Source organism: Planctomycetota bacterium, from assembly GCA_039182125.1.
GTDB lineage: Bacteria > Planctomycetota > Phycisphaerae > Tepidisphaerales > Tepidisphaeraceae > JBCDCH01.
Genome location: JBCDCH010000024.1, coordinates 13,719 through 38,263, shown reverse-complemented (window position 1 = coordinate 38,263; position 24,545 = coordinate 13,719). Strand labels below are relative to the sequence as shown.

The window sequence follows — 24,545 nt, the reverse complement described above, 5'->3', positions numbered from 1 at the left end:
GCAACGTGTTATACTCTCTGCCGGAGCAACGCCATGTCCGTCATCGACGCACCCAGCACCGATCTGACCCTCGACCAGTTTGTCGACCTGCCCGACAGCGATCACATGGAGCTGATCGATGGTGCGCCCGTAGAGAAACTTGAGATGGGATACCTAGAACGAAGCGTGCAGCTGAAGGTCGGCAGGTACATCGACGAAGCCCAAGACGCCAAGCCGATCGGGATTGCAACGGTCGAAGGGCTGGTCCGAATTAATCCGAACGACCCGAAGCGCGGCCGACGACCGGACGTCGCCTTTGTCACCTTCGATCGCCTCGGCGATCGCCCGACCGACGCGGCCTACATCGACGTCTGCCCGGAGATCTGCGTCGAGATCGTCTCACCCAACGACACATCGTTCGAAGTAGCGGCCAAGATCGCCGAGTACCTCGCGGCCGGAGCGAAGCTCGTGTGGGAAGTGCAGCGCGAACAACGCTACGTCATGGTCCATCGCCCCGACGGAAACAACACCCGCTTGGGCGTCAAAGACACGCTCACCGGCGAGGACGTGCTGCCGAACTTCAGCGTCGCCGTGAAAAAGCTATTCGGATAGGAAGCCGCTAACCGTCCGACTTCGGCTCAAGCGTCGCCGGGCCGGGTAACGCGATGCCGCCCAAGAGGCCAGCGAACTTTAACGTCACGTTCACCGATCGCTGGGAACACTCACGCAAACACGGCAATCGGAAGAAGCTGAATTGCTGGAGCAACTACCGTGGTACTCATTTCTGGAAGATCAAAGTCAGTTGTAGATTCGTCGGACAGTGGCTTGGACAACTCCGCAACACGCTCGGCGGCCAATAGCCCGAGCGGCGTTTTCCGCAGTAAATTCACAGGGCGATCAGACTCGCTGGCCAGCACCGCAGTTACTTTACCGAAAACGGCAAGATCGGCTTCTAAAAGATCACCAAGACTCGGATCGAGTAGATAGTTTCGGTCCAGCGAAAGCACCACGCGGACTTCCTGGTCTTTGACTGATCCAACGAGATCGACAGTGCGAGCATCAGAGAACGACTTCAACAAGTGATCAATCTGCTGCACTTGCTTTTCCAATGAGGCTTTGGACTCTGGGTGGTCTTTAGGTTTCGCCTTCGGCTCAACAAAAGCCAATGCACTTTCCAGAATAGATCTCATTCCTTCAAGGGTTCGCACCAGAGGATTCGGCTGCAATCGGCAACGAATCTCGGCAAAATCGCCTAGCTTCATTTCGCCCGCCGGGCCGGTTGAGACGAGAGATTGCTCGAGCAGGTGTCGACGAACTCTCTCAAACAACGAGTTAGGCGTGTGGACCTTCTCCGTACTCACCTCGACAGTTTCCGCGTTAGCAGTAGTCGTATTACGGCCGCCTCCAAGAGTAACGCCCAAGAACGAGAAGAGATTACTACCGCCAACATCGACACTTAGACTGCGAGCATTGCCATCTTCGGAACTCGATCGGCTTTTGAGATTTGATATATGCGAGAACCCATTCTCCATCATCGCCAGCACATCGAATACGTATTTCTGATTGAGGTACAGCGGCAACGGATAATCGTTCATAGCATTCTCCCTACAAGTGAATCGCCCGCCCGTCGGCCACGCCTGCCGCTTCCATCACCGCTTCGCTGAGCGTCGGGTGGGGGTGCATCATGGCGATGATTTCGTCTTCGGTGGCTTCGAGGCGTTGGGCCATGATCAGTTCGCTGAGCAGCTCGGTGACGTGTTCGCCGATCATGTGGGTGCCGAGGAGTTCGCCGGTGTCCTTGTCGAAGATGAGCTTGACGAAGCCGTCGGTTTCGCCGGCGGCGAGGGCGCGGCCGCTGGCTTGGAAGGGGAACTTGCCGACTTTGTATTCACGGCCGCTCTCTTTGACCTTGCGCTCGGTCATGCCGAGGGACGCGACCTGCGGGTGGGTGTAAGTGCAGCCGGGGATCTGGTGGTAGTCGATGGCGGCATGACCCTCGCCGAACATGTCCTCGACGCAGCCGACGGCCTCGTGGTGGGCGACGTGCGCGAGCCACGGCGGGCCGATGACGTCGCCGACGGCGTAGATGCTGTCGATGTTGGTCTTGTAGTCCGGCCCGGCCTTGATGTGGCCGCGGTCGATCTCGACATCGACGCCGTCGAAGAGCCCGTCGATGTTGCCGGTCACGCCGACCGCGAGCAGGCACACGTCGGCCTCCACGGTCGTCGCATCTCCGCCGTCGCGCGGCTCAACCGTCAGCACGACGCCGTCGCCGTCGGTCTTCACCGCCGTTGTCTTGCTCGCGGTCATCACATTGATCCCGCGCTTCTTGAACACGCGCTCCAACGCCGACGAGCAGTCGGTGTCCTCGATCGGCAGCAAGTGATCCAGGTACTCGACGATCGTCACGTCGGTGCCCATCGCGTTGTAGAAGTCCGCGAACTCACAGCCGATCGCACCGGCACCGATGACCGCGAGCCGCTTGGGCTGCTCGGTCAGGCTCATCGCCTCGCGGCTGCTGATGATCTTCTTGCCGTCGAACTCGATGCCCGGCAGGCTCTTGGGCTTGGCACCGGTCGCGAGCAGGAGGAACTGCCCGGTCTTCTTCGTCGGTCGGCCGTCCTTTTCGAAGGTGACTTCGTTGGGCCCGGTGACCTTCGCCGTCGCCATGACGTGCTCGACCTTGTACTTCTTGAACAGGTGCGCGATGCCCTTGTTGAGCTGGGCGGCGATCGCCCGGCTGCGTTGGATGGGCTTATTGAAGTCGACTTTCAGATTGTCGTAGGAGACCCCCCACTCGTCGGCTTCCTCGCGGAGTTTGCGGACGAACGCGCCGCTGTCGAGCAGGGCTTTGGTGGGGATGCAGCCCCAGTTGAGGCAAGTGCCGCCGAGGTTTTCCTTCTCGACGCAGAGGACTTTCTTGCCCAACTGCCCGGCCCGAATCGCCCCCGCGTACCCCGCCGGCCCGCCGCCGACGACAATCAAATCGTAATCGTGTGCCATGTGGGGGAGCATAGGCGCTAGGGGTTAGGCGCTAGGGCTCGCCACGATGCACCGTCTCAAGCCCTGGCGCCTAACTCCTAGCGCCCAGCGCCTTGCCCCGTCACCGCCCGTAGCTTCTCGAAGAAGCCGCGTTTGCGTTCGTGGTCGGCGCTCCAATCCGTCGGAACGCTTTGGTAGCCGGCCTCGTAGCCTTCGCCGTCCATGCGGTAGTCGAAATAGCCCCAGCCGACGCCTTCGTCGATGGCGGTTTGCATGTTGGAGTTGGGCTTGTCGAAGTCGAAATGATCGTCCTCGTTGATCACGATCGGCTGGCCGTGGTAGCCCTCGCACTTGCGGGCGTCGTGGATGAGTTTGCGAAGTTCTTCCGGGTCGTCGACCGCGTTGCCGTGCAGCAGGATGAAGTCGGCGGCCTCGGCGACGTTGGGCGTGAGCCGACCGCCGCCGCGGTAGCTGGTCGAGCAGAGCAGCTTGCCTTGCGAGCGTTGTTGGACGCGCTTGATCAGCTCATGGCCGCGCGGGTTGGCGCGGAGGATGAGGTGCTCGTAACCGAAATTTCCAGGAAAGCCGCAGTCATCGATGTCGGACTCGTTGGCGATCTCGATGAGCACGTGCGGGTCGCCGCGCTGGAGCAGCCAATCGACGACGCCATCGACCGCTCGGCAGACCGCCTCCTCGTCGGCGAGGCGTTCATCCTGCCCGAAGTAGAACAGCCCGAGGATGACGGCGATGCCGTGCTTGCCGCATTCGTCGAGCACCATGGACGTGCGGCGCAGGTACTCGGTACGAAGCGACCCGTCGGCGGTGTAAGCGGAGTTGTGCCAGGGCTGATGCTTGGAGTACCCCTGCGGACTGCCGCCTTGCAGGTTGATCGTCACGGCATTGAGCCCGCACTCGGCGTAGGTCGGCACCATCGCGCAAAACCGCCGGGTGTTCTCCTCGGCGTCGAACGGCATTCCGTCGGGGTACTTCCAACGTGAGTGCGTCTCGGGGTTCAGGTCGTCGAACGTCGCCTGCACCATCCGGCAGTTCATGAGCAAGCCTTCGCACGAACTGCCGGGATTGGTCGGCCGGCCGTCAAAAAGGAAACGTGCGCCGTCGAGGGTGACGTGGGGAGCGGATCGGGCTTGGGACATCGGGCGGAGCATAACACTTGAAAATCCCATTACCCGATTCCGGTTACTACCCGATCAGGCGATTGAGCCACGGGGCAACGGACGCCCCAATGCAAACGCGTGGGACAAGGTTCCAGGGGCCAACCCGGGTTGGATACCGCACACGCGAGCAGTGACGGGCAGGGACATGGACGACACCAAATCAAGACCGAAACAATCAAACCGCTCTCCTGGTTCAGCCCTGCTCGTCCGTGATGAAAACGATCCGCATGAGAAAGCCCCCAACGGGCGAAACGCCGTGCGGCGACACGCACCCCGCCAACTGCCGTTGAACATCGTCGGTCGGCTGCTCCGCCTCACTGTCAAGCTCATGGACGGTCCGCCTGACACGGGATGGCAACTCCGGACCATCGCCAACGAACTGGCCGATCTCGACGCCGTCAAACCACCGAATTCCGCCAAAGCTAAGCCGGACGTGGTCTGCATCACACTGACGCCGGACCGAATGATCGAAGCGTCCGGGATCCCGGTCGAGGATCGCGCGTCCGGGTCCGGCCGTCTTCACGACCGACTCGCCGAAAGACCGGGCTGGCTGAAGCGGGTCATGCGTGTGACGGTCGCCCGTGCCGGTCGGCCAGTCGTGGTACCGTTGATCGACTTGACCCGACAAGAAGACGATCGCGCCTCTTGGATGGGCAGCACGATGATCAACGACGATCGGGTTTTTCTCACGCTGATGCACGCACGGACTCCGACCGGCCAAACCGCCCCGCCGCTACGTGCCGTTCATGCGCACACCGCGAAGCTCATCACCACCGGCAAGGTCTCGCCCAACCTCCGCCCCCGGCTGGGGCTCACCCTTGACGAGCTTCTCACCGGCAAGTCCGAGGCAGAGATCGCCGAAGCCGTGCATCGCTCGCCGCACACCGTGCATGCCAACGTAAAGGAAATCTATCGAATCTTCGGTGTCACGAGCCGGGCGGCGCTGATGGCGAAGTTCATCGGGCGTCGCCAGCCCCGCCGACAATGAACGTCACCGGACCGTCGTTGATGCTGTGGACCTTCATGTCCGCGCCGAAGATGCCGGTGGCGACGGGCAGCCCGAGCTCGCGCAGCCGATCGACGAACCGGCCGAACAGCGCGTTGGCCTCCTTCGGCCCTGCGGCCGGGGCGAGCGCGGGTCGACGTCCTTTCGCCGTCGCGGCGGCGACCGTGAAGTTGCTCACGGCCAGCACCTCGCCGACATCGCCCACCGGTTTGTCGAACGCCTTCTCGCCATCGGGGAAAACACGCAACGCGGCGAGCTTCTCGGCATGAGCCATCGCGGACGCCTCGGTGTCGCCGGCCTCCACGGCCGTCAGCAGCAGAAGTCCACGCTCGATCCGTGCGACCCGTTTGCCGCCGACAACAACACGGGCTTCATCGACGCGTTGGAGGACCGTCCTCATGGCCGTACCACCGTGCCGTGTGTCACCTCGCCAACGTTCTCGATCCGCACGTTCACGATGTCGCCCGGGTCAAGCACGTCGTCAAGCTGCACATCGAAGTACCGCCCGGTTCGCCCGTGACACGGTGTTCCACGCTCGACGAGTACGTCCATCGTTTCACCGACGAACTGCCGACGGAATGCCAGCGATTGCTCGGCCGCGAGATCGTTGAGTTGCCTGACCCGGTCCCTGGCAACCGCGCCATTGACGTGGTCCTTGGTCCAGCGTGCCGCCGCAGTGCCGGGACGGGGCGAGTACGGGAACGCATGGATGTGCATGAACCCGGCGTGGCGTGCGACGGCGATCGTGTCGGCGAAGTCGGCGTCGGCCTCGCCGGGGAAGCCGGTGATGATGTCGGTGGAGAGCGCCGGTCGATCGAAGCGGCCGCGCACGAGGTCGACGAGCCGGAGAAAATCATCCCGGCCGTACTGCCGGTTCATCCGACGCAGCAACCGGTCCGAACCGGACTGCAACGGCAGGTGAAAGTGCGGCACCGGCTGCGGATGGTCGAGCAGTACGCCGATGAGTCGATCGTTCATATCGCCCGGTTCGAGCGAAGAAAGCCGCAGCCGCGGCAAACCGGGCACCCGCGTGCACAACGCCTCGACGAGTTCCGCCAGTGCTTCGGCGGTGGGCCGATCCTGTCGGCGACGCAGCGCGGTGGGTTGGCCGTACGCGCCAAGGAAGATGCCGGTGAGCACGATTTCCCGGTGCCCGGCGTCGACGAGCCTGCGTGCCTCGTCCACCACGTCCTCGATCGGCTTGCTCTCGAGCCGCGCGCGGAGGGACGGGATGATGCAATAGGTGCAGTGGGCGTTGCAGCCGTCCTGGATTTTCAGGAACGCGCGGGTCCGGTCCGCGCCCTCGGTGCCGAGCATCGGCAGATACGTCGCGCGATGACGTGTGCCCAGAACACGATCGATCTTGTCGGCGGCGGAATCGCGATGGGTCACGACCGCCGCGACACCGTCGATCGTCGCGGCCTGCTCCGGCTCGGCCGTTGCCCAGCAGCCGACGACGATCACGTCACCCGCCGGCTCGTCCTGGCCGAGCACCGGCAGCGAACGTCCCATACCCCGACCGAGCTTGCGCGTAAGCTTTCGGCTCTTGGCCGACGCTTCGTTGGTCACGGCGCACGAGTTCACGACGCGCAGGTCGCCGTCTTTCGCCACCTGCCGCAGGCCACGCTGTCGCAGGAGTTGAGCGATCTGCTCCGATTCGTAATGGTTGACCCGGCACCCGAGCGTGTGCACGGAGAAGGTCCGGTGCTTCTTTTCAACGAAAACCTCAGGCACGCGTGCATCGTAGAAGCTTGTGGCGCGTGGAGGATGTGTTATGCTGGGGCGTCGCGCGAAGCTACAGGAGGTGGCGTCGCGGGTCGCCCCGAGCCGGACACGAGAAACGCTTGTCCGGTTCGATCCCCGCCGGCCGCGACCAGACGTGGCCGCTTGAAGTATCGCCGCGATCGGAGGATTGCGGTGCCGAAAACCCGGATGTGAAACCCGCTCCCACTTGTGCCAAGGGCGGTGTTCGATCACATTGCATCACCGGCCGGACCCGTCCGACCGACTGTTCGTGAAACAGCTGTACACCGACCCGGCCAGTTAAGAATCGGCCCACGAAGAAAGGGACTGACCATGGCATCCACCGCATGGGGCATTGATATCGGCAACCGCGCCCTCAAGGCGATCAAGCTCACCCGCGAAGGCGGCGAGCTGAAAGTCGAGGACTTCGCCTTCGTTGAGCACGAGACCCCGCTCTCCCAGGCCGGCGACAACCGCGACACGCTCATCCAGCAGTCGCTGGGCAAGTTCGTCGAGGAAAACGAAACCAAGAAACTCCCGATCGCCGTCGGCGTCACCGGCGGGCAGACGTTCTCCAAGTTCGTCAAGCTCCCGCCCGTCGAGGCCAAAGAAGTCGACAAGATTGTCAACTTCGAAGCCATCCAGCAGATCCCCTTCCCGCTCGACGATGTCGAATGGTCATACCAGCTCTTCCAGGAACCCGATGATCCGGACCTCGAAGTCGGCATCTTCGCGATGCGAAAAGAGTTGGTGAACCAGCACGTCGCGAACTTCACTGATCTCGAACTCAACGTCCAACTCGTCCAGACCAACCCGCTGGCCCTCTACAACGGCGTCCAGCACGACGGTCGGCTGGTCAAGGGTGCGGCGATGATCCTCGACATGGGGATGGACAACACCGACCTGATCATCGCCGACGATCACACGATCTGGACCCGCAATATCCCCATCGGCGGCAACAGCTTCACCGAGGCGATCGAGTCGGCGTTCAAGGTCGACTTCGCCAAGGCCGAAAAGCTCAAGCGTGAAGCCAAATCCTCCAAGTACTCGCGGCAGATCTTCCAGGCCATGCGGCCGATCTTCGCCGAGCTCGTCTCCGAGATCCAACGTTCGCAGGGCTTCTATACCTCGACCCACAAGGACAAGAAGATCCGCAAGGTGATCCCGATGGGCGGCGGGTTCAAGCTGCCCATGCTGGCCAAGTACCTCCAGCAGAACCTCTCGATGCCGGTCGATCGGCCCGATCGGTTCCTGGCCAACCCGCCGAGCGACAGCGCCAAGGCTTCGGCGTACTCCGACCAACTGCTCTCGCTCGGAGCGGCCTACGGACTCGCGTTGCAAGGGCTGGGAGAAACGTCCGTGCAAGCCAACCTCCTGCCCGAGCACATCCGCAAGGAACAACTTTGGGCCGGAAAGACCAAGTGGTTCGCCGCGGCTGCCGCACTGTTCGTCGTGGGCGCGATGGTGCCGCTGGCGGCGTTCGGCGTGAACTCACTGGCGTTCAACAACCCCGTTGCCGAGGACAACCGCCGCGACGTGGACCAGATCCTTTCCAAGGCACGCAACCTCGACAGTCAGTGGGCCAGCAACGTCCAGGATGCCGGCGGTGACAACCTGGTCAAGATCCGCAACGCCCGCGACCTCGCCGAGTACCAGACGTTCTGGGCCGACTTCTATCCCGCACCCTTCGTCGCGTTGCCACAACCACAGCCAGAGGTCGCCCGAGGGCTGGCCGAAGGCGATGCCGACATGGTCAAGCAAGTCCCCCGCGACCAGCGAACGATCGTGCAGATCGAGGGTTTCCAAGCCAAGTACGTCTCGGATTTGGCGAGCATCGCTAACGACACCGACTTCGTCACCGCGGCCGGCTCGGCACTGGGCGAACGCACCCGCGGCCGACAGTTCGGCCGTGGCAGAGACGCCGAGGAAGCACCGGCCACCGAAGGCCCAGTCCCCGCCGACGCCCGTGGCTTTGTCGTCCAGCTTGACCTGATCTCACCGATGGCCCAGGCGGACGTGTTCGTGTCCAGCGAGGTCATCCCCGCCCTCGAAGCGATCGGCCCCAACCCGGACAACCCCAACGCACGCTACAAAGTCGTCAAAGCCGTCGTCGCCGATTCCGACCAGTTCAAGCGCAATAACCAGCGTCTCGACGACATGGAACGAGCGTACACCGCCACACAGGAAGAAACTCAACTCGGCGCCGACCTCGGCACCCGCCGCAACAACACCCGTGGCAACCGCGGCGGGTTTGGCGGGTTCGAAGGCTACGGGGGCGAGTTCGGGGGCTTCGAGAACTTTGGCGAGTTCGGGGGACCGCCCAGAGACTTCCGCCCTCGCAACAACCAACGCAACCGATCTGGTCGCCAAGGCAATCTTTACGACGACGAGGACGGAAACGCCGCCTATCTCGACCGACTGACCGGCGAGTCACAGCTCGACGACTGGGAAATCACCGTGTACCTCGCGGTCATGGTCGATCCCGAGCCGTACGAGCCGGAAGCTGCCCCCGAGGGTGAGGACCCCGTCGACGGCGACTTCAACGCCACCGCATTGAACCAGTAACATGAGTCAGTTAACCGACCTTTTTGCCCCAACAAGGTGGCCCCATGGACTTCATCAAGAAATTCGGCCTGTACATCGTGTTCGGCCTGATCGCCATCGCCTCGATCGTGGCCGGCCTGTTCTATCCGCTGCCCGGCATGCTTGCGAGCCTGCAAGGCGAGGTGGAAACACGCGCCAATCTCGACTCGGACCTGTCGAGCCTGCTGAACAAGTCGCGCTCGCTGCCTGACATCAGCATCGACGGCGACGAGCCGGAAGAGCTGACCGTCTTCCCGACCGAGGCCAACTACAACCTCGGCGTCGAAGCCGTCGAAAACTTCAGCCAGTCGGCCGATCAGGTCATCAGCCTCATCGACGCGATCAACGCCAAGCGGCCGTTGGTCGACGGCGCACTCCCCCTCGAACTCGGCGAGCCGAACCGCATCGTGCTGCTGCAAGGGTTCCAACGCACCTACCAGCGTCGGATGAACGCCAACGGCGATACGCCCGAAAGCTCGCTTGTGGCCAACCCACTGCAGGGCACGTTCCCGCTCGACAGCGATGAGCTCGATCGCGAAGCCGAGCGGATCGAGAGCGTGCTTCGCCAGCGCATCCAGTTCGACGCGGCCGGCCAAGCGATCAACGAGGACGAGGTCATGGCCCAGATCGACGAACAACTCGAAGCGCTCGCCGACCGATTGGTCGCCCGCAAGGCCCAGACGGCCAAGCTCTATGTCAGCCCCGACGCGTTCGAAGTTTCGCAGTCCATGACGGCCGACACGGCCCCGACGAACATCGACGTCTTCTACGCCCAGGTCGCACTCTGGGCCCAGGAAGAAATCGCCGGTGCGATCGCCGACGCGAATGCCGACGCGACCAACATCCTTGATGCCCCGGTCAAGCACCTGCTACGCGTGGAGGTCGATGCCAACGCACTGGGCGGCCTGGAGTCGGGCCGTGGCAGCAACCAACGCAACACGCCGACCGACGTGGACTACCCCGCCGACCCAGCCGCGACGATCGAGCCGGACTACACCGTTTCGCTCACCGGCCGCAAGAGCAACTCCTTCTACGAGGTCGTGCCCTTCACGGTCCGTATGCGGGTCGACGCGACCGAGGTACCGGCGGTGCTCGCTGCCTTCAGCGACAACCGCTTGCTGTCGGTGCTCAACATCACGAGCATGGAAGTCATCGACAACGGGTTGGCCAAAAGCCAGTCGTTCCTCTACGGCGATGCGCCGGTCGTCGAACTCGAGGTCGAAGGCGAAGCCTTGATGCTCCGCTCCTGGCTCGCCAGCTATGTGCCCAAGGCGGTTCAGGCGGCGATCATGAACGTCGAAGAAGAATCCGACCGCGGCAACTTCGGCTTCCCCGGCGGCGCGAACTTTGGCGGATTCGAGGGCTACGGCGGTGAGTTCGGCGGGTTCTGACCCGTTCTCGCCTCGCCACCTTCCACGCTTATCACCCCAGTTTTGTTATTATCCCACCTCGACCCGGCGATGACGCCGGACATGACACGGAGTTCACATGGAAAAGCTCACCGCATTTGCCGAGAAGTATCTGGAATGGGTCGTCCTGGCCGTGGCGGGCGTGTTCGTTCTGTTCATGGTGTACCTGTACGTCTTGAACAACCCGACCACCGCCGAACTCGCCGGCGACAAAGTCGGACCGGGCGAGGTGGACGAAAAGCTCCTTGAAGGCAACGCGACCCGCCTGCAATCGGCTATCAACAATCCACGCACCGTCGACATCGAGGTCGAAAACGTCGTCGAAGCGATCGCGGCCAAGTTCGACAAGCAAGACGACACGTTCCCGCAAATCGCCCGGGAAACCGTGCCCAGCCTCGGCGCGGACTTCGAACTGCCGGACCTCCCTGAGGGCGGCGAGATGCCCGAAGAAAGCGGCGGCGTCTTCATCGCTGAACTTCCCAAGATTCCCCCGGCCACGGTCGCGTTGGTCTACGACGGCAAGGCCAAGGCCATCCCCTTCGCCCTCGAAGGCATCGACGACGTCGCGCCCGAAGGCAATCCTGATGACGCGATCGACACCAACTGGGTGAAGGTCGTTTACGAAATCCCCCTGGCACAACTGCGTCAGTCTTGGCAGCAGGCGGCTCTGCCGAACGTCGCCAAGCAGACCGTCTTCCTGGACGCCCATCTCGTCCGCGAGGAACTCCTGCCCAACGGCGAATGGGGCCCGGCGATCAAGATCGACCGACTGCCCACCGTCTTCATCCCCGAAGAACCGGCCGTCGGCAACAAGGGCCAGGAAGAGTCGTTCCGCAACTTCATGGCCCAACAGCAGGTCGACATCGTGATGGAACCGTTCTTCCAGTTCGAGGAAGGCGACGACCCACGGTTTGAGCCGGTGCAAGAAGAGGAAGGCGATGAGGGCAACGTGGCCGGCCGGGATGATGACTTCAACCCCGAGGACTTCCTCGAAGGTCCCATCCCCGACGACCTGACCCCGGAACAGCGTGAAGCGGTTCTCGACGCCCGCCGGAAGGAAGCCCAGCGTCGTCAAAGGGAAGGCAATCGTCCTCGTGGCGGTGGCCCTGGCGGATTCGGAGGCTTTGAAGGCTACGGCGGTGAGTTCGGCCCTGACAGCGGTGCTTTCCTGCCCATCGCCCAGTCCCGTCCGCCAAGCGGCAGGGAATTTGAGAACTTTGGCGAGTTCGGAGGTTATGGCGGCGAGTTCGGCTTCGGCGGTTTCGGCTACGGCGACGAGTTCGGTGATCCACGCGGTGGCCGGCCCGGCATCCGACGCGGCGACCAGGAAATCGGCTACGCCCCCCGGTCGTTCTTCAACCCTCTCGACGACAGCGACCTCGACGCCAATGTCCGAGGCTGGCTCTACGACATCACCGCCGAGCCGGGCAAGACCTACCGCTACAAGGTCATGTACGCCCTGCAGAACCCGCTCTGGAACTACGACGCGGGCGACGAATTCCCCGAGGACAAGCTCGCCCTGCTTGACCCGCTGTTCATCGAGAGCGACCAACTGGCCACCGGCTGGTCCGAACAGATCGAAGTCGAGCCCGACACCTACCTGTTCCTCGCCAAGGAAATCCGCGGCAACGACAACTCGCCCGAGTTCACTGTTTTCCGTTGGAAAGACGGAACCATGAACGAAGAGAGTTTCACTGCAAGCCCGGGGGATCCCATCGGCGGCATGAAGGACGACATCGACTACACCACCGGCTGGATCCTTGCCGACGTCCGCCAAGACCCGGCCACTAACGAACGCGTCGCTGTGCTCATTCACACCGACGGTCGAGTACAGATTCGCGGCAAGGCCGACCTCTCCGATGACCAAGTCGACGAGCTTCGCGATCAAATCCAGATTGCCGACAGCCGATAAACATCGGTTGCTCGCTTACCCCCGACGACCGCGACAAACCCGCGTTTTGATGGCGTGACCTGTTTCAAATCGCCTGATGAACGCCCTGTCGCGGTCGTCGTCTGTTTTGGTGTAACCTAAACTTCAAGTCCGATGATGAACTTTGCCCCGACCGAAACCGCCGTGATTGATGACACCGCCAACGGCCGTGCGACGGCCGAGAAAACGGTCCGTGTACGCATCAAACGTCAGGACTCGCCGGACGCCGAGCCTCGCTGGGAAGCCTTCGATGTGCCCGTCCGGGCTAACATGAACATCATCTCGGTCTTGCAGTACATCGCCGCCAACCCCACGACCGTCGACGGCAAGAACACCACCCCGCCGGTCTGGGACTCCGGTTGCCTCGAGGAAGTCTGCGGCGCTTGCACCATGGTTATCAATGGCCGCGTGCGGCAATCTTGCTCGGCGTTGGTCGACGAGATCACCGACGACAACAACACGATCACGCTCGAGCCGATGACCAAATTCCCGCTCATCCGCGATCTCTGGGTGGACCGCTCGCGGTTGTTCAACGATCTGAAGAAGGTCATGGCGTGGGTCCCGATCGACGGCACCTACGACCTCGGTGCCGGTCCACCGATTAGCGAAGACCTGCAAGAAGAGCGCTACCCACTTTCCCGCTGCATTTCCTGCGGTTGCTGCCTCGAAGCGTGCCCGCAGTACACGCCGACCAACGAGTTTGTCGGGGCCGCCGTGATCAGCCAAGTCCGCCTCTTCAACGACCACCCCACCGGCGAGGCGCTCAAGAACGAGCGCCTCGAAGAACTGATGAAGCCCGGCGGCGTCGCCGACTGCTCGAAGGCCGGCAACTGCGTCGAAGTCTGCCCGAAGGAAATCCCGCTCCTCGAGTCCATCGCCAGCGTCCAACGCCAAGCAACCTTCTACGCGCTCAAGCGGTTCTTCATCAAGTAAGCTCGCGGCCGAATGGCCGCCATCACCTACGACATCTCTCCGCCCCTCGACGACGAGACGCTCAACGAGCTGTACGCCGACTCGACATGGCCGAACCACACCACCGGGTCATGGCAGGCCGAGCTCAAGCACTGCCTGCTCCACGTCGCGGCGTTTGACGGTGATCGACTCACTCGTCGGCTTCGCTTTCGTCGCTTGGGACGGCGGCGTACATGGATTTCTTCTGGAGCCGACCGTGCGACGCTCTCACCAGCGCCACGGCATTGGTCGTCGACTCGTACATGAGGCGACGCAAGCGTGCCGGGCGCGAAGACTCCATTGGCTGCACGTCGACTTCGAGGATCATCTCGAACCCTTTTACCGGGCTTGCGGGTTTCGACCGGCCAAGGCCGGACTGATCCGACTGGATGAAGATTGACGCACCGGCCGCAACGCTGAGTGCTCACGCACATGCGGTGCGCGTGATGCGTCGATGAGACACGATTTGATTCATAATCAAATGATTACACGATTGCCTCCGTGAAGCGCTCCCCGGACTTGATCTTCAAGGCCATCGCCGACCCGAACCGTCGTCGATTGCTCGACGCGGTCCAGGATGAGGAACAGCCGGTCGGAACGTTGGTCGACATCATGGACATCTCGCAGCAGCTTCGGACGCTGTACGAGGCGGGGCTGGTGGAAGGTGCGGGAGGAGGGTCGCCGACGCTTCTACGCCGCCGACGCGGCGGGGCTGGCTGTCATCGACAGCTGGCTCGACCACTATCGCCACTTTTGGACCGACCGCCTCGACGCCCTCGGGCGACACCTCGACCGCAAAGCCGCCGCACGCCGCAAACAAGCACCATGAAGCAGATCCGCCTCCAACGCACTCTTCCCCACCCCGTCGCTGACGCGTGGGAGGCACTGACCGACGCCGACGCGATGGCGGAATGGTTGATGCCCAACGATTTCCGCCCGACCGTCGGACACACCTTCACGTTCCGCACCAAGCCCGGACCCGGCTTCGACGGAATCGCCCACGGCGAGGTGCTCGCAGTCGAACCGGAGAAGATGCTTCAACTCCGCTGGCAGGCGGGCAAGCTCGACACCATCGTCACCTTCACGCTCGAACCGCTCGGCACCGATCAAACTCGGCTCACGCTGACGCACACCGGCTTCGGCTGGGGCGACCTGACGGCCCGACTGTTTCTCGGCTTCGGCTGGCCGAAGGTCATCGATCGGCTCGGTCGATCGGCGGCCCAACGCGGCGCGCAGCGTTGAACTCCGATCCACCGACCCGGTCGACGCGCGACCTACGCTTGGCCATGCCCTTCACCCGACACGGCTTTCGTGAACTGCTCGTCGGTTCGCTCGTGCTCGCGCTCACCGGCTTCGCGCTCGGATGGGTTTGGTGGCCACTCGCTCTGGTGATCTTGCCGGCACTCGTCTTCCTGTTCGCGTTCTTCCGAGACCCGGAACGTTCCTCGCCGGATGACGTGCAGACCTATGTCTCGCCGGCCGACGGGAAGGTCTCGGACGTCACCACGATTGACGACGACCCACTCGTCGGCGGCCCGGCGACGCGCGTGGGCATCTTCCTCTCGGTCTTCAACGTTCACGTCAACCGCAGCCCCTGCGACGGCGTCGTGAAGGAAGTCATCTACAAAAAGGGCAAGTTCATCAACGCCCTCGACCACGCCAAGGCGTCCGACGAGAACGAGAGCAACACGCTCGTGATCGCCGACCCCGAAACCGGCGAGGTCCGTGCGGTGGTCAAGCAGATCGTCGGCCTCATCGCCCGCCGCATCGTCTGCACGAAGCAGGCCGGCGACACCGTCACCCGCGGCGAGCGCATCGGCATGATCAAGTTCGGCTCCCGCACCGAGCTGACCGTCCCCAAAGCGTTGTACCCGGACGTGCTCGTGGCCGTCGGCGACAAGGTGCAGGGGGCCAGGACGGTCATGGTCGGCGTCGGCGAGACCCACGACGAGGCCGAGCCGTTGGCGAGCACGACGCCGGTGTAAGCAACACACTCGGCCGACTTGCTATCCTCTGCATAATGGACTCCCACGTCGAACGCGATCGCAAGCGGCACCGCCGGGCGCGGGTGCGACGCAAAGCGGTGATCCGCGGCGTCCACACGCTTCCGTCGCTCGCCACCCTCGGCAACGCGGTCAGCGGCTTCGCGGCCATCTATGTCGCGACACTCACACCGATCGACGCGGTCGACGCAGCCACCATCACGAGCGTCGACCCGATCACCGCGTTCTTCATGCGACACACCGTTGTCGCGGCCATCTATCTCATCGCGCTGGCCATGATCTTCGACGCGCTCGACGGCCGCCTGGCCCGCATCGCCCGCCACACCACGGACTTCGGCGGGCAGCTTGATTCGATGGCCGACATGGTCAGCTTCGGCGTCGCCCCGGCGATCATCGCGCTCAAGGTCTTCCGCTTCGACGGCGTCGATCTGCCGCTCGTACTCACTCGGCTCATCTTCGGCGTGAGCATGATGTACGTCGCCTGTGCCGCGCTGCGGCTCGCGCGGTTCAACGTCACCAACGAGCACGGCGAGCAGCATCACATGTCGTTTCTCGGCCTGCCCTCACCCGCGGCCGGTGGCGCGGTCTGCGGGCTCGCGCTCATGCAACAAGATCTATTGCAAGAGGCCGTCCGCTTCGCCGGCAGCGGGATCGGTTCCACGCTGCACGTGTTGAGCATCATCGCGACCATCGCCGTTCCGGTCGTCACGCTCGGCGCGGCTTTGCTCATGGTCAGCAACATCCGCTACCCGCACTTGGTCAACCGCGGGCTACGCGGTCGCAGAAACCTCGGCGTTCTGGTTCTCGCCGTTGGCATCGTGGCCTTGCTCATCGTGCAACACCGCTATGTGCTGGGACTGTTCGCCTTGACGCTCATGCTCAGCGGACCGATCGTGTGGCTCCACGGCCGCTGGCGCCGAGCCCATGCGAGCGCGTCGTAGTCCGGGCAATGCCCGGCCTACGCTTGACCCCATGTCCCAGATCGTCACCCGCTACGCACCTTCCCCCACCGGCGAGCAGCACGTCGGCGGCGCTCGCACCGCACTGTTCAACTGGCTGCTGGCCCGCAACACCGGCGGCAAGTTCTACCTCCGTATCGAGGACACCGACCAAGCACGCTCCACCCAGTCGTCGGTCGAATCGCTGCTGCGCGACCTGAAGTGGATCGGCTACGACTGGGACAACGCCGACGACCTGATGTACCAGTCGAAGCGCGTGCCGATCTACGACAAGCTGATCAGTGAGTTGATGGAGCGCGGACTTGCGTACGAGGCGTGGGAGACCAAGGCCGAGCTCGACAACATGCGCGGCCAAGCCGCGATCGCCAAGCGACCGTTCCTGTACAAGCGGCAGAACTACACCCACGAGCAGCTGGCGAAGTTCAAGGACGAGGGCCGCAAGCCGGTCGTGCGGTTCGCGATGGCGGAGAAGCCGTACTACTTCGACGACGAGGTGCTCGGGCCCAAGTGCGGCGTCGACGCGGACCAGGCTCAGGACTTCGTCATCCGAAAGACCGACGGCATGCCGACGTACCACTTCGCCGTCGTCATCGATGACGCGGAGATGGGCATCACGCACATCCTGCGCGGGGCCGAGCACCTACTCAACACCTGCCAACACATCGCCCTGCAAGAAGCCCTCGGCTACGACCGGCCCAAGTACGCGCACCTGCCGGTCATCGAGAAGATGGGCGGCGGCAAGATGTCCAAGCGCGATCAGGACAAACTCATCCGCGAGCGTGCCCGGGAGTGGCGTGACGCGCACGGCGAGATCGTCGTCGACGGCGTGGACGTGGAGAAGTTCCTCAGCGACAAGAAGAGCCAGCTCGAAACCGCCGAGCAGGACAAAGTGATGGCGGTGATCGGGATGGAGCGGCGTGAGTTGCCGGAGATTAACATCGCCGACTTCCGCGCGGCCGGCTACCTGCCGGAAACGCTCAACAACTTCCTCGCCCTGCTCGGCTGGTCCACCGGCGACGACACCGAGCGGATGAGCATGGACGAGCTCGTGTCACGCTTCAGCCTCGACCGCATCGGCAAGAGCTCGGCCAAGTTCGACCGCGCGAAGCTGACCAAGTTCAGCACCGAGGCGTTCGAACACGCCGAGCCGCAACGCGTGTTCGGCGCCATGACGGACTGGCTCAGCGTCAACCCCGACAGCCCGTTGCACCGGTGCGACGACGATCAGCTGCGCACGCTTCTCGCGATGAACACCGGCTTTCACGTCCTCGCCGAGGTCGAGCAAAAGTCGACCCTGTTCTTCGAAGCACCGACCGAGTATGACGAGAAGGCGGTCGCGAAGTTCATCCGCAAGGGCGAGCCGAGCGGGTTGGAGCATCTGCGAACCAGCCGCGAGGTGCTCGCGGCGGTCGAGACGTGGGACACTGCGACGATCGAGGCCGCGATCCGCAAACAATGCGAGGGCAGCGGCGCCGGCCTCGGCAAGGTCGCCCAGCCGCTGCGCATCGCCGTCGCCGGCGGGCCGGTCAGCCCGCCGATCTTCGACACGCTGGCCTTCCTCGGCAAGGACAAAACCCTCACCCGAATCGACGCGACCCTCGCGGCGCTTTCCGAAACCGCCTGAAAGGAACCACCATGAGCCAGACCAAAGTCATGCTGATCGGTTTGAAGACGTCCGCGGTCGACTTCGAGAAGTGGCCACAACTCACGCCCGAGAAACTCGAGGCAGGGTTCAAGGACCTCCTCAACGAGCTAGCCGCCCAAGGGTTCGAGCCACGCAACTGCCTGGTCGACACCGGCGAGACGGCCGAGCAAGTCGTCGTCGAGACGCTCGACGAGTTCGCCCCGGACGTGGTGGTGATCGGCGCGGGTGTGCGCAACGACCCGGACCACCTGTTGCTCTTCGAGAAGGTGATCAACCTCGTGGTCCGGCACGCCCCCGGCTGCCGAATCGCGTTCAACACGCTGCCGTTCGACACCGTCGACGCCGTCCGCCGTTGGGCGTGAGGCATCGCGAAGGTCTCCGACGTCATCAACCCGATACCGGCAACGGCCCCCAGGCATTGCGTACCACGCGGCGTTGTTCGTCGAACCAGTCGGCGTAGTTCGTACACGGTCCCAGTGCGTCGCCGCGCTCGGCCATGAGTGTTTGCATCGTCGCTTCCAACTCGTCGGCCAACGGCGTATCCGCGAGGTTGTTCATCTGCCACGGGTCGGCCGCGTTGTCAAAGAGCACACGCTCGCCGGTCAGCCAGCGGGCGTAGGTGTGCGTCGGCGTGCGGACGCCGCGCCACTCGGCACCGGTCTTGAGGTGATCGAACGCCTCGCTGAACCGCATGAGCAGCAACGCGTCTTGCCCCGCCGACGCACCCCGCCAGCCGGCCGAGCAATCGACGCCCTCGACCGTGGCCGGCACGCCCAACCCGCACATGCAGCAGAGCGTCGGCATCATGTCCGGCATCCCCATCAGCACCGACCGCCGACCGCTGCCCAACGCCGGATGCCGCAGGATGAGCGGAATGCTGATCGACTCCTCGTGAGGCGAGCGCTTCTCGAAGAACCGCCCGCCGCGTGCGCCGCCCTCGTTGCCGTGATCGCTGGTGAAGATGAACAGCGTGTCGTCGAGCTTGCCGAGTGCTTCGAGTTCGTCGAGCAGTCGGCCGACCATTGCGTCGACGCAGCGGATCATGGCGAGGTACTCGCGGTAGCCCCAGCGGGTGGTTTCGTGTTCCTCGAACGCCGCGACGTTGGGCGGGAGCACCAAATTCGCCTCGTTGGGCAGACCTTCGTAGGCCCAGTCCGGCGCGTGTTGCTTCAGGTCCGACCACGTCGAGTCGTGCGGCTGGTGAGGCGACACGCACAACAGGAACGGCCGATCATCGTCCGCCCGGAGAAAGTCCAACGCAAAATCGCCCAGCCCGTCGGTCTCATAGCCCTTCCACCGGATCGTGTCCCAATCGTCACCGGCGAGCGGGCCATCCCAGTAGATCATGTGTTGGTTGTAGCCCCGCCAATGCTCGAAGCCGCCGCGGTCACGGCCGACGGGGACGTAATCCGGAACGTTCGCCGCGGGGAACGCACCCGTGTGCAGGTGCCATTTGCCGATCCAGCCGGTGCGGTACCCCGCATCGCGGAACACGTCGGCGAGCGTCACCTCGTCATGCCGCAGGCGGACGGAGTTCATCACGTGTCCGGTCGTCTGCGGATGTCGACCGGTCAACAGCATCGCCCGTGCCGGCGTACACACCGGACACGTCGAACACATGTCGTCGATGACCACCCCCTCGGTCGCCAGCCGATCAAGGTTCGGCGTCGGCGCAAGCGTCGCATCACCCTTTGCGTACATCGACAAGGCACGGGACGTCAGTTGGTCGGTGAGCAGCAGGAGAACGTTCACCGCCGCAATCTACCCGTTCCGGGAAGTCACTGCTTCACCGTCATCGCCCGGCGGATCTCGCGCTCCTGCACTTTTCGCTTGAGCGTCTCGCGTTTGTCGTGTTCCTTTTTGCCCTTGGCGACCGCGAGCTCAAGCTTGGCCCGGCCGTTCTTCCAGTACACGCTTGTCGGGATCAGGCTCGTGCCCTTCTCGCGCGTCGCTTCCTGCAGCTTGCGGATCTCACGCTTGTGGACGAGCAGCTTCTTGGACCGCAGCGGCTCGTGCTGGTTCGCGATGCCCGACTTGCGGTAGGGGTCGATGTGGAAGTTGGCGACCTCGAGTTCACCACGCGGCGTGAACCGTGCGTAGGCCTCACCGAGATTGCCCTGGCCGGCGCGCAGGGCTTTCACTTCCGACCCGAGCAGCGCGATGCCGCACTCGATGTGATCGGAGAGGAAGTAGTCATGCCGGGCCCGGCGGTTGAGTAGCCGCGGGCTGTGGTCGACTTTCTGTTTGCCCTTCTTGGCCACGGCGAAAGTGTAGCTTGATTCGCCGCGCCGGTCGGGGAACAATACCCACTACTGCGGATGTGGCGGAATTGGCAGACGCGCCGTCTTCAGGTGGCGGTGACCATTGGTCGTGGAGGTTCGAGTCCTCTCATCCGCACTTTTCAACCCTCGCCGATCGGCGGGGGTTGTTTCGTTGCTAGCCTATTAATCCGCGAGTGCCGAACGGGCCGGGCTCGTCGGGGACGGTGGTCGGGTCGAGCGTCTGGCGCTCGATCTCGCGGCCGGCAAACGCGTCGAACAGGACGACCTCGGCCGGCGGATTCTCCGTGCCAAAGACGACGGTGGCGGTATTGTTGAAGCCCCGCCCCTCCCGCGGCCTGCTCAAGTCGATGAAAAGCACCTCGCCCTCACGGCGGGAGGTGATGTCGTAGGTGTAGTTGTCGGGGACGTTGAGGAAGAACTGTGCCTGGAAGCCCGTGCCGTCGTTGGTGAAGACGTTGCGGAAGAGATCGAACGCCGGACCGCCGAAGACGGTGCGGGCACGTTCAAAGAGACCAGTGTCGACCCAGTCGATGCGTGGCTCGCGACGATCACCAGGAAAGCTGCGCCGTTGTTCGACGCCGACGGTGCGGTCCCAGCCGTCGTCGCCGCCGTCGCGGAACCAGTCGAAACCATCACCGCCGATGAGTTCGTTGATGCCGGTACCGGCGAAGAGCCGATCGTCGCCCGCGCCGCCGTTGAGCACGTCGTCGCCGTCCACGCCCGAGAGCAGGTCGTTTCCGGCATTGCCTTCGATGCGGTCGCGACTGTCACCGCCGCCAAGGGTGTCGTCGCCCTCACCGCCGACGAGGTACCCCCCGCCGTCACCACCGATGAGCAGGTCGTCGCCGTCGCCGCCGCGCAACACGACTGGCAGGTCACCCGATACCGCGACGCTGTCGTTACCCGCGCCGACCTCTACGCTCAGGCGGATCACGTTCTCCTGGTTGATCGCGATGGGCTCGATATACCGGCCGGTTACGAGGATCTGTGACCCAGTTGTTGTGATAAGCAGCTCGTCGCCGAAGACCGTTCCGCCGATGTAAACGCTTCCTGCCGGCAGGCCGGGACCTTCCAGCGGAACCGCATGAGTGACCGGCGGGAACATCGCGATGGACCCGACACCCGTCAGACCGCGCAGGTCGTCGTCGCCGCGAACGACGTTGCGACTGAGCACGACGCCGTCGTCGGGGGTGATGACTTCGATGCGGTCGAACGACTCGCCGCCAGCCGGGCCGAGGTCGAACCGCCCGTTGTAGTTGGTAAACGCCTGTGCAGCTCCGACCGGCGGGTCGGTCGGTGTCACTCGGATACGCAACGTGCGGTCAAAGCTCGGAAGCACCACCCAGTCGAGCCGGAAGCCGGAGTCGGAGAGATAGAAACTGACCAGTGCGGCGCGGTTGCCGTTGGCGCTGCCGAGGTAGATGTTGCCGACTGCGTTGCGGAGGTTGATGCGCGGGGTGTAGTCGCCATTGATCGGGTTGCCATCGGTATCGGTGACGCGCTCGGCGGAGAGGTCCGCCTCGCCGAACGCCGGGCCGCGTGCGCTGCCGCCATCCCGAACGAGTTGGTCCGTCCCCCTTCCGCCGCCGACGATGTTGGAACCGGTGCCGGGCCAGAGTTCGTCATCACCGTCGTTGCCCAGCAGCGTGTCGGCATCAAGGAAGCCGTAGAGGATGTCCGCACCCGGTCCGCCCGAGAGCAGGTCGGCCCCATCGCCGCCAATCAGCACGTCGTCGCCGCGGCCGCCGATGAATGTCATCGGCACGCGGTAGCGCCCGGACTCGACCCAATCATCGCCCCCGCCCGCTTCCACTTCGACACGCTCAAGAATGCCATACGGCACGAACTCACCAACCACGTTGTCATGACTGTTCGTGATCCGCGCAATCAGGCCGAGTGTCCAGGGGCCAGACCCGTCTGCGGGCGGCCGTGACGACTGCACAATCTCGATCCGATCGTCCGCTGGTGTTCCGCTTACACGCAGCACGCCATCAACAAGCGAAACACCCGCTGCCAAGAGACGGCGAGGTTCCAACACTTCAACTCGATACCCCATGTCCATACCCCAGTGACGCCGCGACGGGTTCATTGTTTCTTCGCTTGCAACACTTCAATCACCGCGTCGAATGCGGGCTTGGGCTGGAGTTGGCGATCGAAGAGCAATGGGTGGTTCGTGCGGCCCCTGACCGGCCAGCCGTTGAGCCAGGTCGCTCCGTCGTGCGTCCCCCAGAACGTCACGCGACTGATGCGTTCGTCGTACTTGGTGAGCAGTTCGAAAATCTCGCGGTAGCGGTCGGCCAACGCTTGTTGCCTTTCGTCGGGCAGGCCGTCGGCATACGGGTTGCCGACCGCGCCGGGGCTGATGTCCAGATCGGCACCGGCCGCGTCGCGGGGGAGCATGTCGATGTCGAGTTCGGTGATGTCGATGTCGTATCCGGCGTCGAAGTAGGCGGTGAGGCCGCGCTCGAGTTGCTCGATGTCGGGACCGCCGATGAGCCAATGGCCCTGGATGCCGACGCGATCCGGTCGGACGCCGGCGGCATCGAGTTCGGCGAGCAGGCGCAAGGCCTTGTCCCGTTTGTAGTCGAGTTCGATATTGAAGTCGTTGTAGTAGAGTTCGACGTCCGGGTCGGCTTCGCGGGCGAACTCGAACGCCTTGATCACATAGTCGTCGCCGATCGCGCGAAGGGCCGGCGTGTCACGCAGGTACGGACCGTTGTCGGAGATCGCTTCGTTGACCACGTCCCAACCGTGCACGCGGCCCTTGAAATGCTTGACCACCGTGTGGATGTGCGCCCGCATATTCTCCAGGGCTTCGTCGCGCGGCAACGGCTCGCCGGCCTCGTCCTCGAACATCCATGCGGGTGCCTGCTGATGCCAGACCAGCGTGTGGCCGATAAGCGCGATGTCGTTGGCCTCGGCGAAATCGGCGAGCTTGTCGCCGGCCGTGAAATCGAAAGCGCCGGGCTCGGGTTGAACTGATTTAGGTTTCAACTCGTTCTCGGCGGTGATCGCGTTGTACTGCGTGCGGATCAGATCGGCGACGGCGGGATCGTCCAACGCACGTGCCATGATCGCCGTGCCGATGAGGAACCGCCCTTCGGCCGCTTCGGGCAAGGTTGGTTCACGAGTCGGCTCGATGGGCACACCCGCCCTGTCATCGCCTCCCGCGACACGAGACATCTGACAACCGGCGAGAACAAGCAATGTGACCAACGCGAATGTGTTCATGGGCTTCCTCACTGAGGTTTGCCATGCTACTGCAAGCGACGTCATGGTCACACCAGCAGATCGAGCGTGAGCGCGATGACCGTGTCCGGATCGATGTCGATCCGCTGCTCGAACTTCGCGGTCAGCACATCGGTACCGATGGCGATGAGCCAACCGTCCTCGACCACCGCCTGCTCGACGACCGTGCCGTCGGCAAGCGTCAACGTGCAGACCGCCGTGTATTTGCGGCGAGGACAACCGAGCTCGACGAGACAATCCCGCCAGCGATCGGGCAGGGGTTTAGCGAGGCGATTGCGGGTCGGGCCGGCCATGGTGGTGGGGTCAGAAGAAGCTCCAGACAATCCCCGCAAGACCGGCGGCGAGGTTCGTCAGGTTGAGCCCGAGCGCGATCCACGCGATCGAACCGCCGACACGTTGCAACGCGACGACCGAGAGGAAAATTCCGACCGCCGCCCCGGGCAGGATCGCCAGCGTGAGCATCCCGAGCAGGACGCCCGACGCTTGGGCCTTCCTCGGCTCGGCGAGAAACACGCTCCCCCAGCCCACGCTCATCCAAAGCAACCCGAACGCCCCAATCGCCGCCGCCACCCACGGCGTCCACCAGAACGGAAGTCGCTGGTTGGTACCGGTGGCGTAGTCGATGGGCGGCTCATCGGGCACGCGGCAG

24 protein-coding genes and 1 tRNA gene are annotated in these 24,545 nt (G+C 63.7%); 14 read left to right on the top strand and 11 right to left on the bottom strand.

What is annotated here, in order from left to right:
* Positions 1-33: 33 nt before the first annotated feature.
* Positions 34-591 carry a Uma2 family endonuclease gene (locus tag AAGD32_08370; protein MEM8874262.1) on the top strand — a complete coding sequence of 186 codons (558 nt, stop codon included), beginning with the start codon at positions 34-36 and terminating at the stop codon, positions 589-591.
* A 110-nt stretch (positions 592-701) separates the two neighbouring features.
* Here the strand turns inward: AAGD32_08370 and AAGD32_08365 are convergent, their stop codons facing one another.
* From AAGD32_08365 to AAGD32_08355, 3 genes are all read right to left on the bottom strand, one after another.
* Positions 702-1,574: a hypothetical protein gene (locus tag AAGD32_08365; GenBank protein MEM8874261.1), complete on the bottom strand. Its 873-nt coding sequence runs from the start codon at positions 1,572-1,574 to the stop codon at positions 702-704.
* A 10-nt stretch (positions 1,575-1,584) separates the two neighbouring features.
* Positions 1,585-2,982, bottom strand: coding sequence for a dihydrolipoyl dehydrogenase (lpdA, locus tag AAGD32_08360; protein ID MEM8874260.1), 1,398 nt, complete (start codon positions 2,980-2,982; stop codon positions 1,585-1,587).
* Between the two features lie 77 nt (positions 2,983-3,059).
* Entirely contained in the window at positions 3,060-4,115 is a 1,056-nt protein-coding gene (locus AAGD32_08355; protein MEM8874259.1) for a hypothetical protein, read from the bottom strand.
* A 277-nt stretch (positions 4,116-4,392) separates the two neighbouring features.
* Here AAGD32_08355 and AAGD32_08350 point away from each other — a divergent pair, with 277 nt between their 5' ends.
* On the top strand, positions 4,393-5,124 hold the full coding sequence (locus AAGD32_08350; GenBank protein MEM8874258.1) for a LuxR C-terminal-related transcriptional regulator: 732 nt from the start codon (positions 4,393-4,395) through the stop codon (positions 5,122-5,124).
* On the opposite strand, the gene dtd is transcribed toward AAGD32_08350, so the two are convergent.
* Both dtd and AAGD32_08340 read right to left on the bottom strand, forming a co-directional pair.
* Positions 5,093-5,542 (bottom strand): D-aminoacyl-tRNA deacylase, encoded by a 450-nt coding sequence (gene dtd, locus AAGD32_08345; GenBank protein ID MEM8874257.1) that lies wholly within the window; start codon positions 5,540-5,542, stop codon positions 5,093-5,095. The two genes, AAGD32_08350 and dtd, sit on opposite strands and share 32 nt — an antisense overlap.
* Entirely contained in the window at positions 5,539-6,876 is a 1,338-nt protein-coding gene (locus AAGD32_08340; protein ID MEM8874256.1) for a MiaB/RimO family radical SAM methylthiotransferase, read from the bottom strand. The genes dtd and AAGD32_08340 overlap by 4 nt, the downstream gene beginning before the upstream one ends.
* Positions 6,877-7,218: 342 nt before the next feature.
* Here AAGD32_08340 and pilM point away from each other — a divergent pair, with 342 nt between their 5' ends.
* From pilM to AAGD32_08285, 11 genes are all read left to right on the top strand, one after another.
* Complete coding sequence (gene pilM, locus AAGD32_08335) at positions 7,219-9,450, top strand: type IV pilus assembly protein PilM (protein ID MEM8874255.1); 2,232 nt, start codon at positions 7,219-7,221, stop codon at positions 9,448-9,450.
* A 44-nt stretch (positions 9,451-9,494) separates the two neighbouring features.
* The gene (locus AAGD32_08330; GenBank protein MEM8874254.1) at positions 9,495-10,859 is read left to right on the top strand and encodes a hypothetical protein; all 1,365 of its coding nucleotides are present in this window, start codon (positions 9,495-9,497) and stop codon (positions 10,857-10,859) included.
* Positions 10,860-10,956: 97 nt separating this feature from the next.
* A complete protein-coding gene (locus AAGD32_08325; protein ID MEM8874253.1) occupies positions 10,957-12,789 on the top strand; it encodes a hypothetical protein in 1,833 nt (610 codons plus the stop codon).
* A 135-nt stretch (positions 12,790-12,924) separates the two neighbouring features.
* Positions 12,925-13,740 carry a succinate dehydrogenase iron-sulfur subunit gene (sdhB, locus tag AAGD32_08320; GenBank protein MEM8874252.1) on the top strand — a complete coding sequence of 272 codons (816 nt, stop codon included), beginning with the start codon at positions 12,925-12,927 and terminating at the stop codon, positions 13,738-13,740.
* Positions 13,741-13,900: 160 nt separating this feature from the next.
* Positions 13,901-14,158: a GNAT family N-acetyltransferase gene (locus AAGD32_08315; protein MEM8874251.1), complete on the top strand. Its 258-nt coding sequence runs from the start codon at positions 13,901-13,903 to the stop codon at positions 14,156-14,158.
* A 264-nt stretch (positions 14,159-14,422) separates the two neighbouring features.
* On the top strand, positions 14,423-14,587 hold the full coding sequence (locus tag AAGD32_08310; GenBank protein MEM8874250.1) for a hypothetical protein: 165 nt from the start codon (positions 14,423-14,425) through the stop codon (positions 14,585-14,587).
* Complete coding sequence (locus tag AAGD32_08305; protein ID MEM8874249.1) at positions 14,584-15,000, top strand: SRPBCC domain-containing protein; 417 nt, start codon at positions 14,584-14,586, stop codon at positions 14,998-15,000. Before AAGD32_08310 ends, AAGD32_08305 begins: the two co-directional genes overlap by 4 nt.
* A 44-nt stretch (positions 15,001-15,044) precedes the next feature.
* Positions 15,045-15,743, top strand: coding sequence for a phosphatidylserine decarboxylase (locus AAGD32_08300; protein MEM8874248.1), 699 nt, complete (start codon positions 15,045-15,047; stop codon positions 15,741-15,743).
* A 35-nt stretch (positions 15,744-15,778) separates the two neighbouring features.
* Complete coding sequence (locus tag AAGD32_08295) at positions 15,779-16,702, top strand: CDP-alcohol phosphatidyltransferase family protein (GenBank protein ID MEM8874247.1); 924 nt, start codon at positions 15,779-15,781, stop codon at positions 16,700-16,702.
* Positions 16,703-16,733: 31 nt separating this feature from the next.
* Positions 16,734-18,344 carry a glutamate--tRNA ligase gene (gene gltX / locus AAGD32_08290; protein MEM8874246.1) on the top strand — a complete coding sequence of 537 codons (1,611 nt, stop codon included), beginning with the start codon at positions 16,734-16,736 and terminating at the stop codon, positions 18,342-18,344.
* A gap of 11 nt (positions 18,345-18,355) precedes the next feature.
* The gene (locus AAGD32_08285; GenBank protein MEM8874245.1) at positions 18,356-18,727 is read left to right on the top strand and encodes a hypothetical protein; all 372 of its coding nucleotides are present in this window, start codon (positions 18,356-18,358) and stop codon (positions 18,725-18,727) included.
* 25 nt (positions 18,728-18,752) lie between these two features.
* Here AAGD32_08285 and AAGD32_08280 read toward each other — a convergent pair whose 3' ends face one another.
* On the bottom strand, positions 18,753-20,117 hold the full coding sequence (locus AAGD32_08280; protein ID MEM8874244.1) for a sulfatase: 1,365 nt from the start codon (positions 20,115-20,117) through the stop codon (positions 18,753-18,755).
* Between the two features lie 26 nt (positions 20,118-20,143).
* Positions 20,144-20,626 carry an SsrA-binding protein SmpB gene (gene smpB, locus AAGD32_08275; GenBank protein MEM8874243.1) on the bottom strand — a complete coding sequence of 161 codons (483 nt, stop codon included), beginning with the start codon at positions 20,624-20,626 and terminating at the stop codon, positions 20,144-20,146.
* A 53-nt stretch (positions 20,627-20,679) separates the two neighbouring features.
* Here smpB and AAGD32_08270 point away from each other — a divergent pair.
* A tRNA-Leu gene (locus AAGD32_08270) sits at positions 20,680-20,762 on the top strand.
* 39 nt (positions 20,763-20,801) lie between these two features.
* Here AAGD32_08270 and AAGD32_08265 read toward each other — a convergent pair.
* The 4 genes from AAGD32_08265 to AAGD32_08250 all read right to left on the bottom strand — a co-directional run bounded on the left by AAGD32_08265 (position 20,802) and on the right by AAGD32_08250 (position 24,538).
* Positions 20,802-22,505: a calcium-binding protein gene (locus AAGD32_08265; GenBank protein ID MEM8874242.1), complete on the bottom strand. Its 1,704-nt coding sequence runs from the start codon at positions 22,503-22,505 to the stop codon at positions 20,802-20,804.
* 227 nt (positions 22,506-22,732) lie between these two features.
* On the bottom strand, positions 22,733-23,878 hold the full coding sequence (locus AAGD32_08260) for an endo-1,4-beta-xylanase (GenBank protein ID MEM8874241.1): 1,146 nt from the start codon (positions 23,876-23,878) through the stop codon (positions 22,733-22,735).
* Between the two features lie 47 nt (positions 23,879-23,925).
* A complete protein-coding gene (locus tag AAGD32_08255; protein MEM8874240.1) occupies positions 23,926-24,189 on the bottom strand; it encodes a hypothetical protein in 264 nt (87 codons plus the stop codon).
* Between the two features lie 10 nt (positions 24,190-24,199).
* Positions 24,200-24,538: a hypothetical protein gene (locus AAGD32_08250; GenBank protein MEM8874239.1), complete on the bottom strand. Its 339-nt coding sequence runs from the start codon at positions 24,536-24,538 to the stop codon at positions 24,200-24,202.
* Positions 24,539-24,545: the final 7 nt, after the last annotated feature.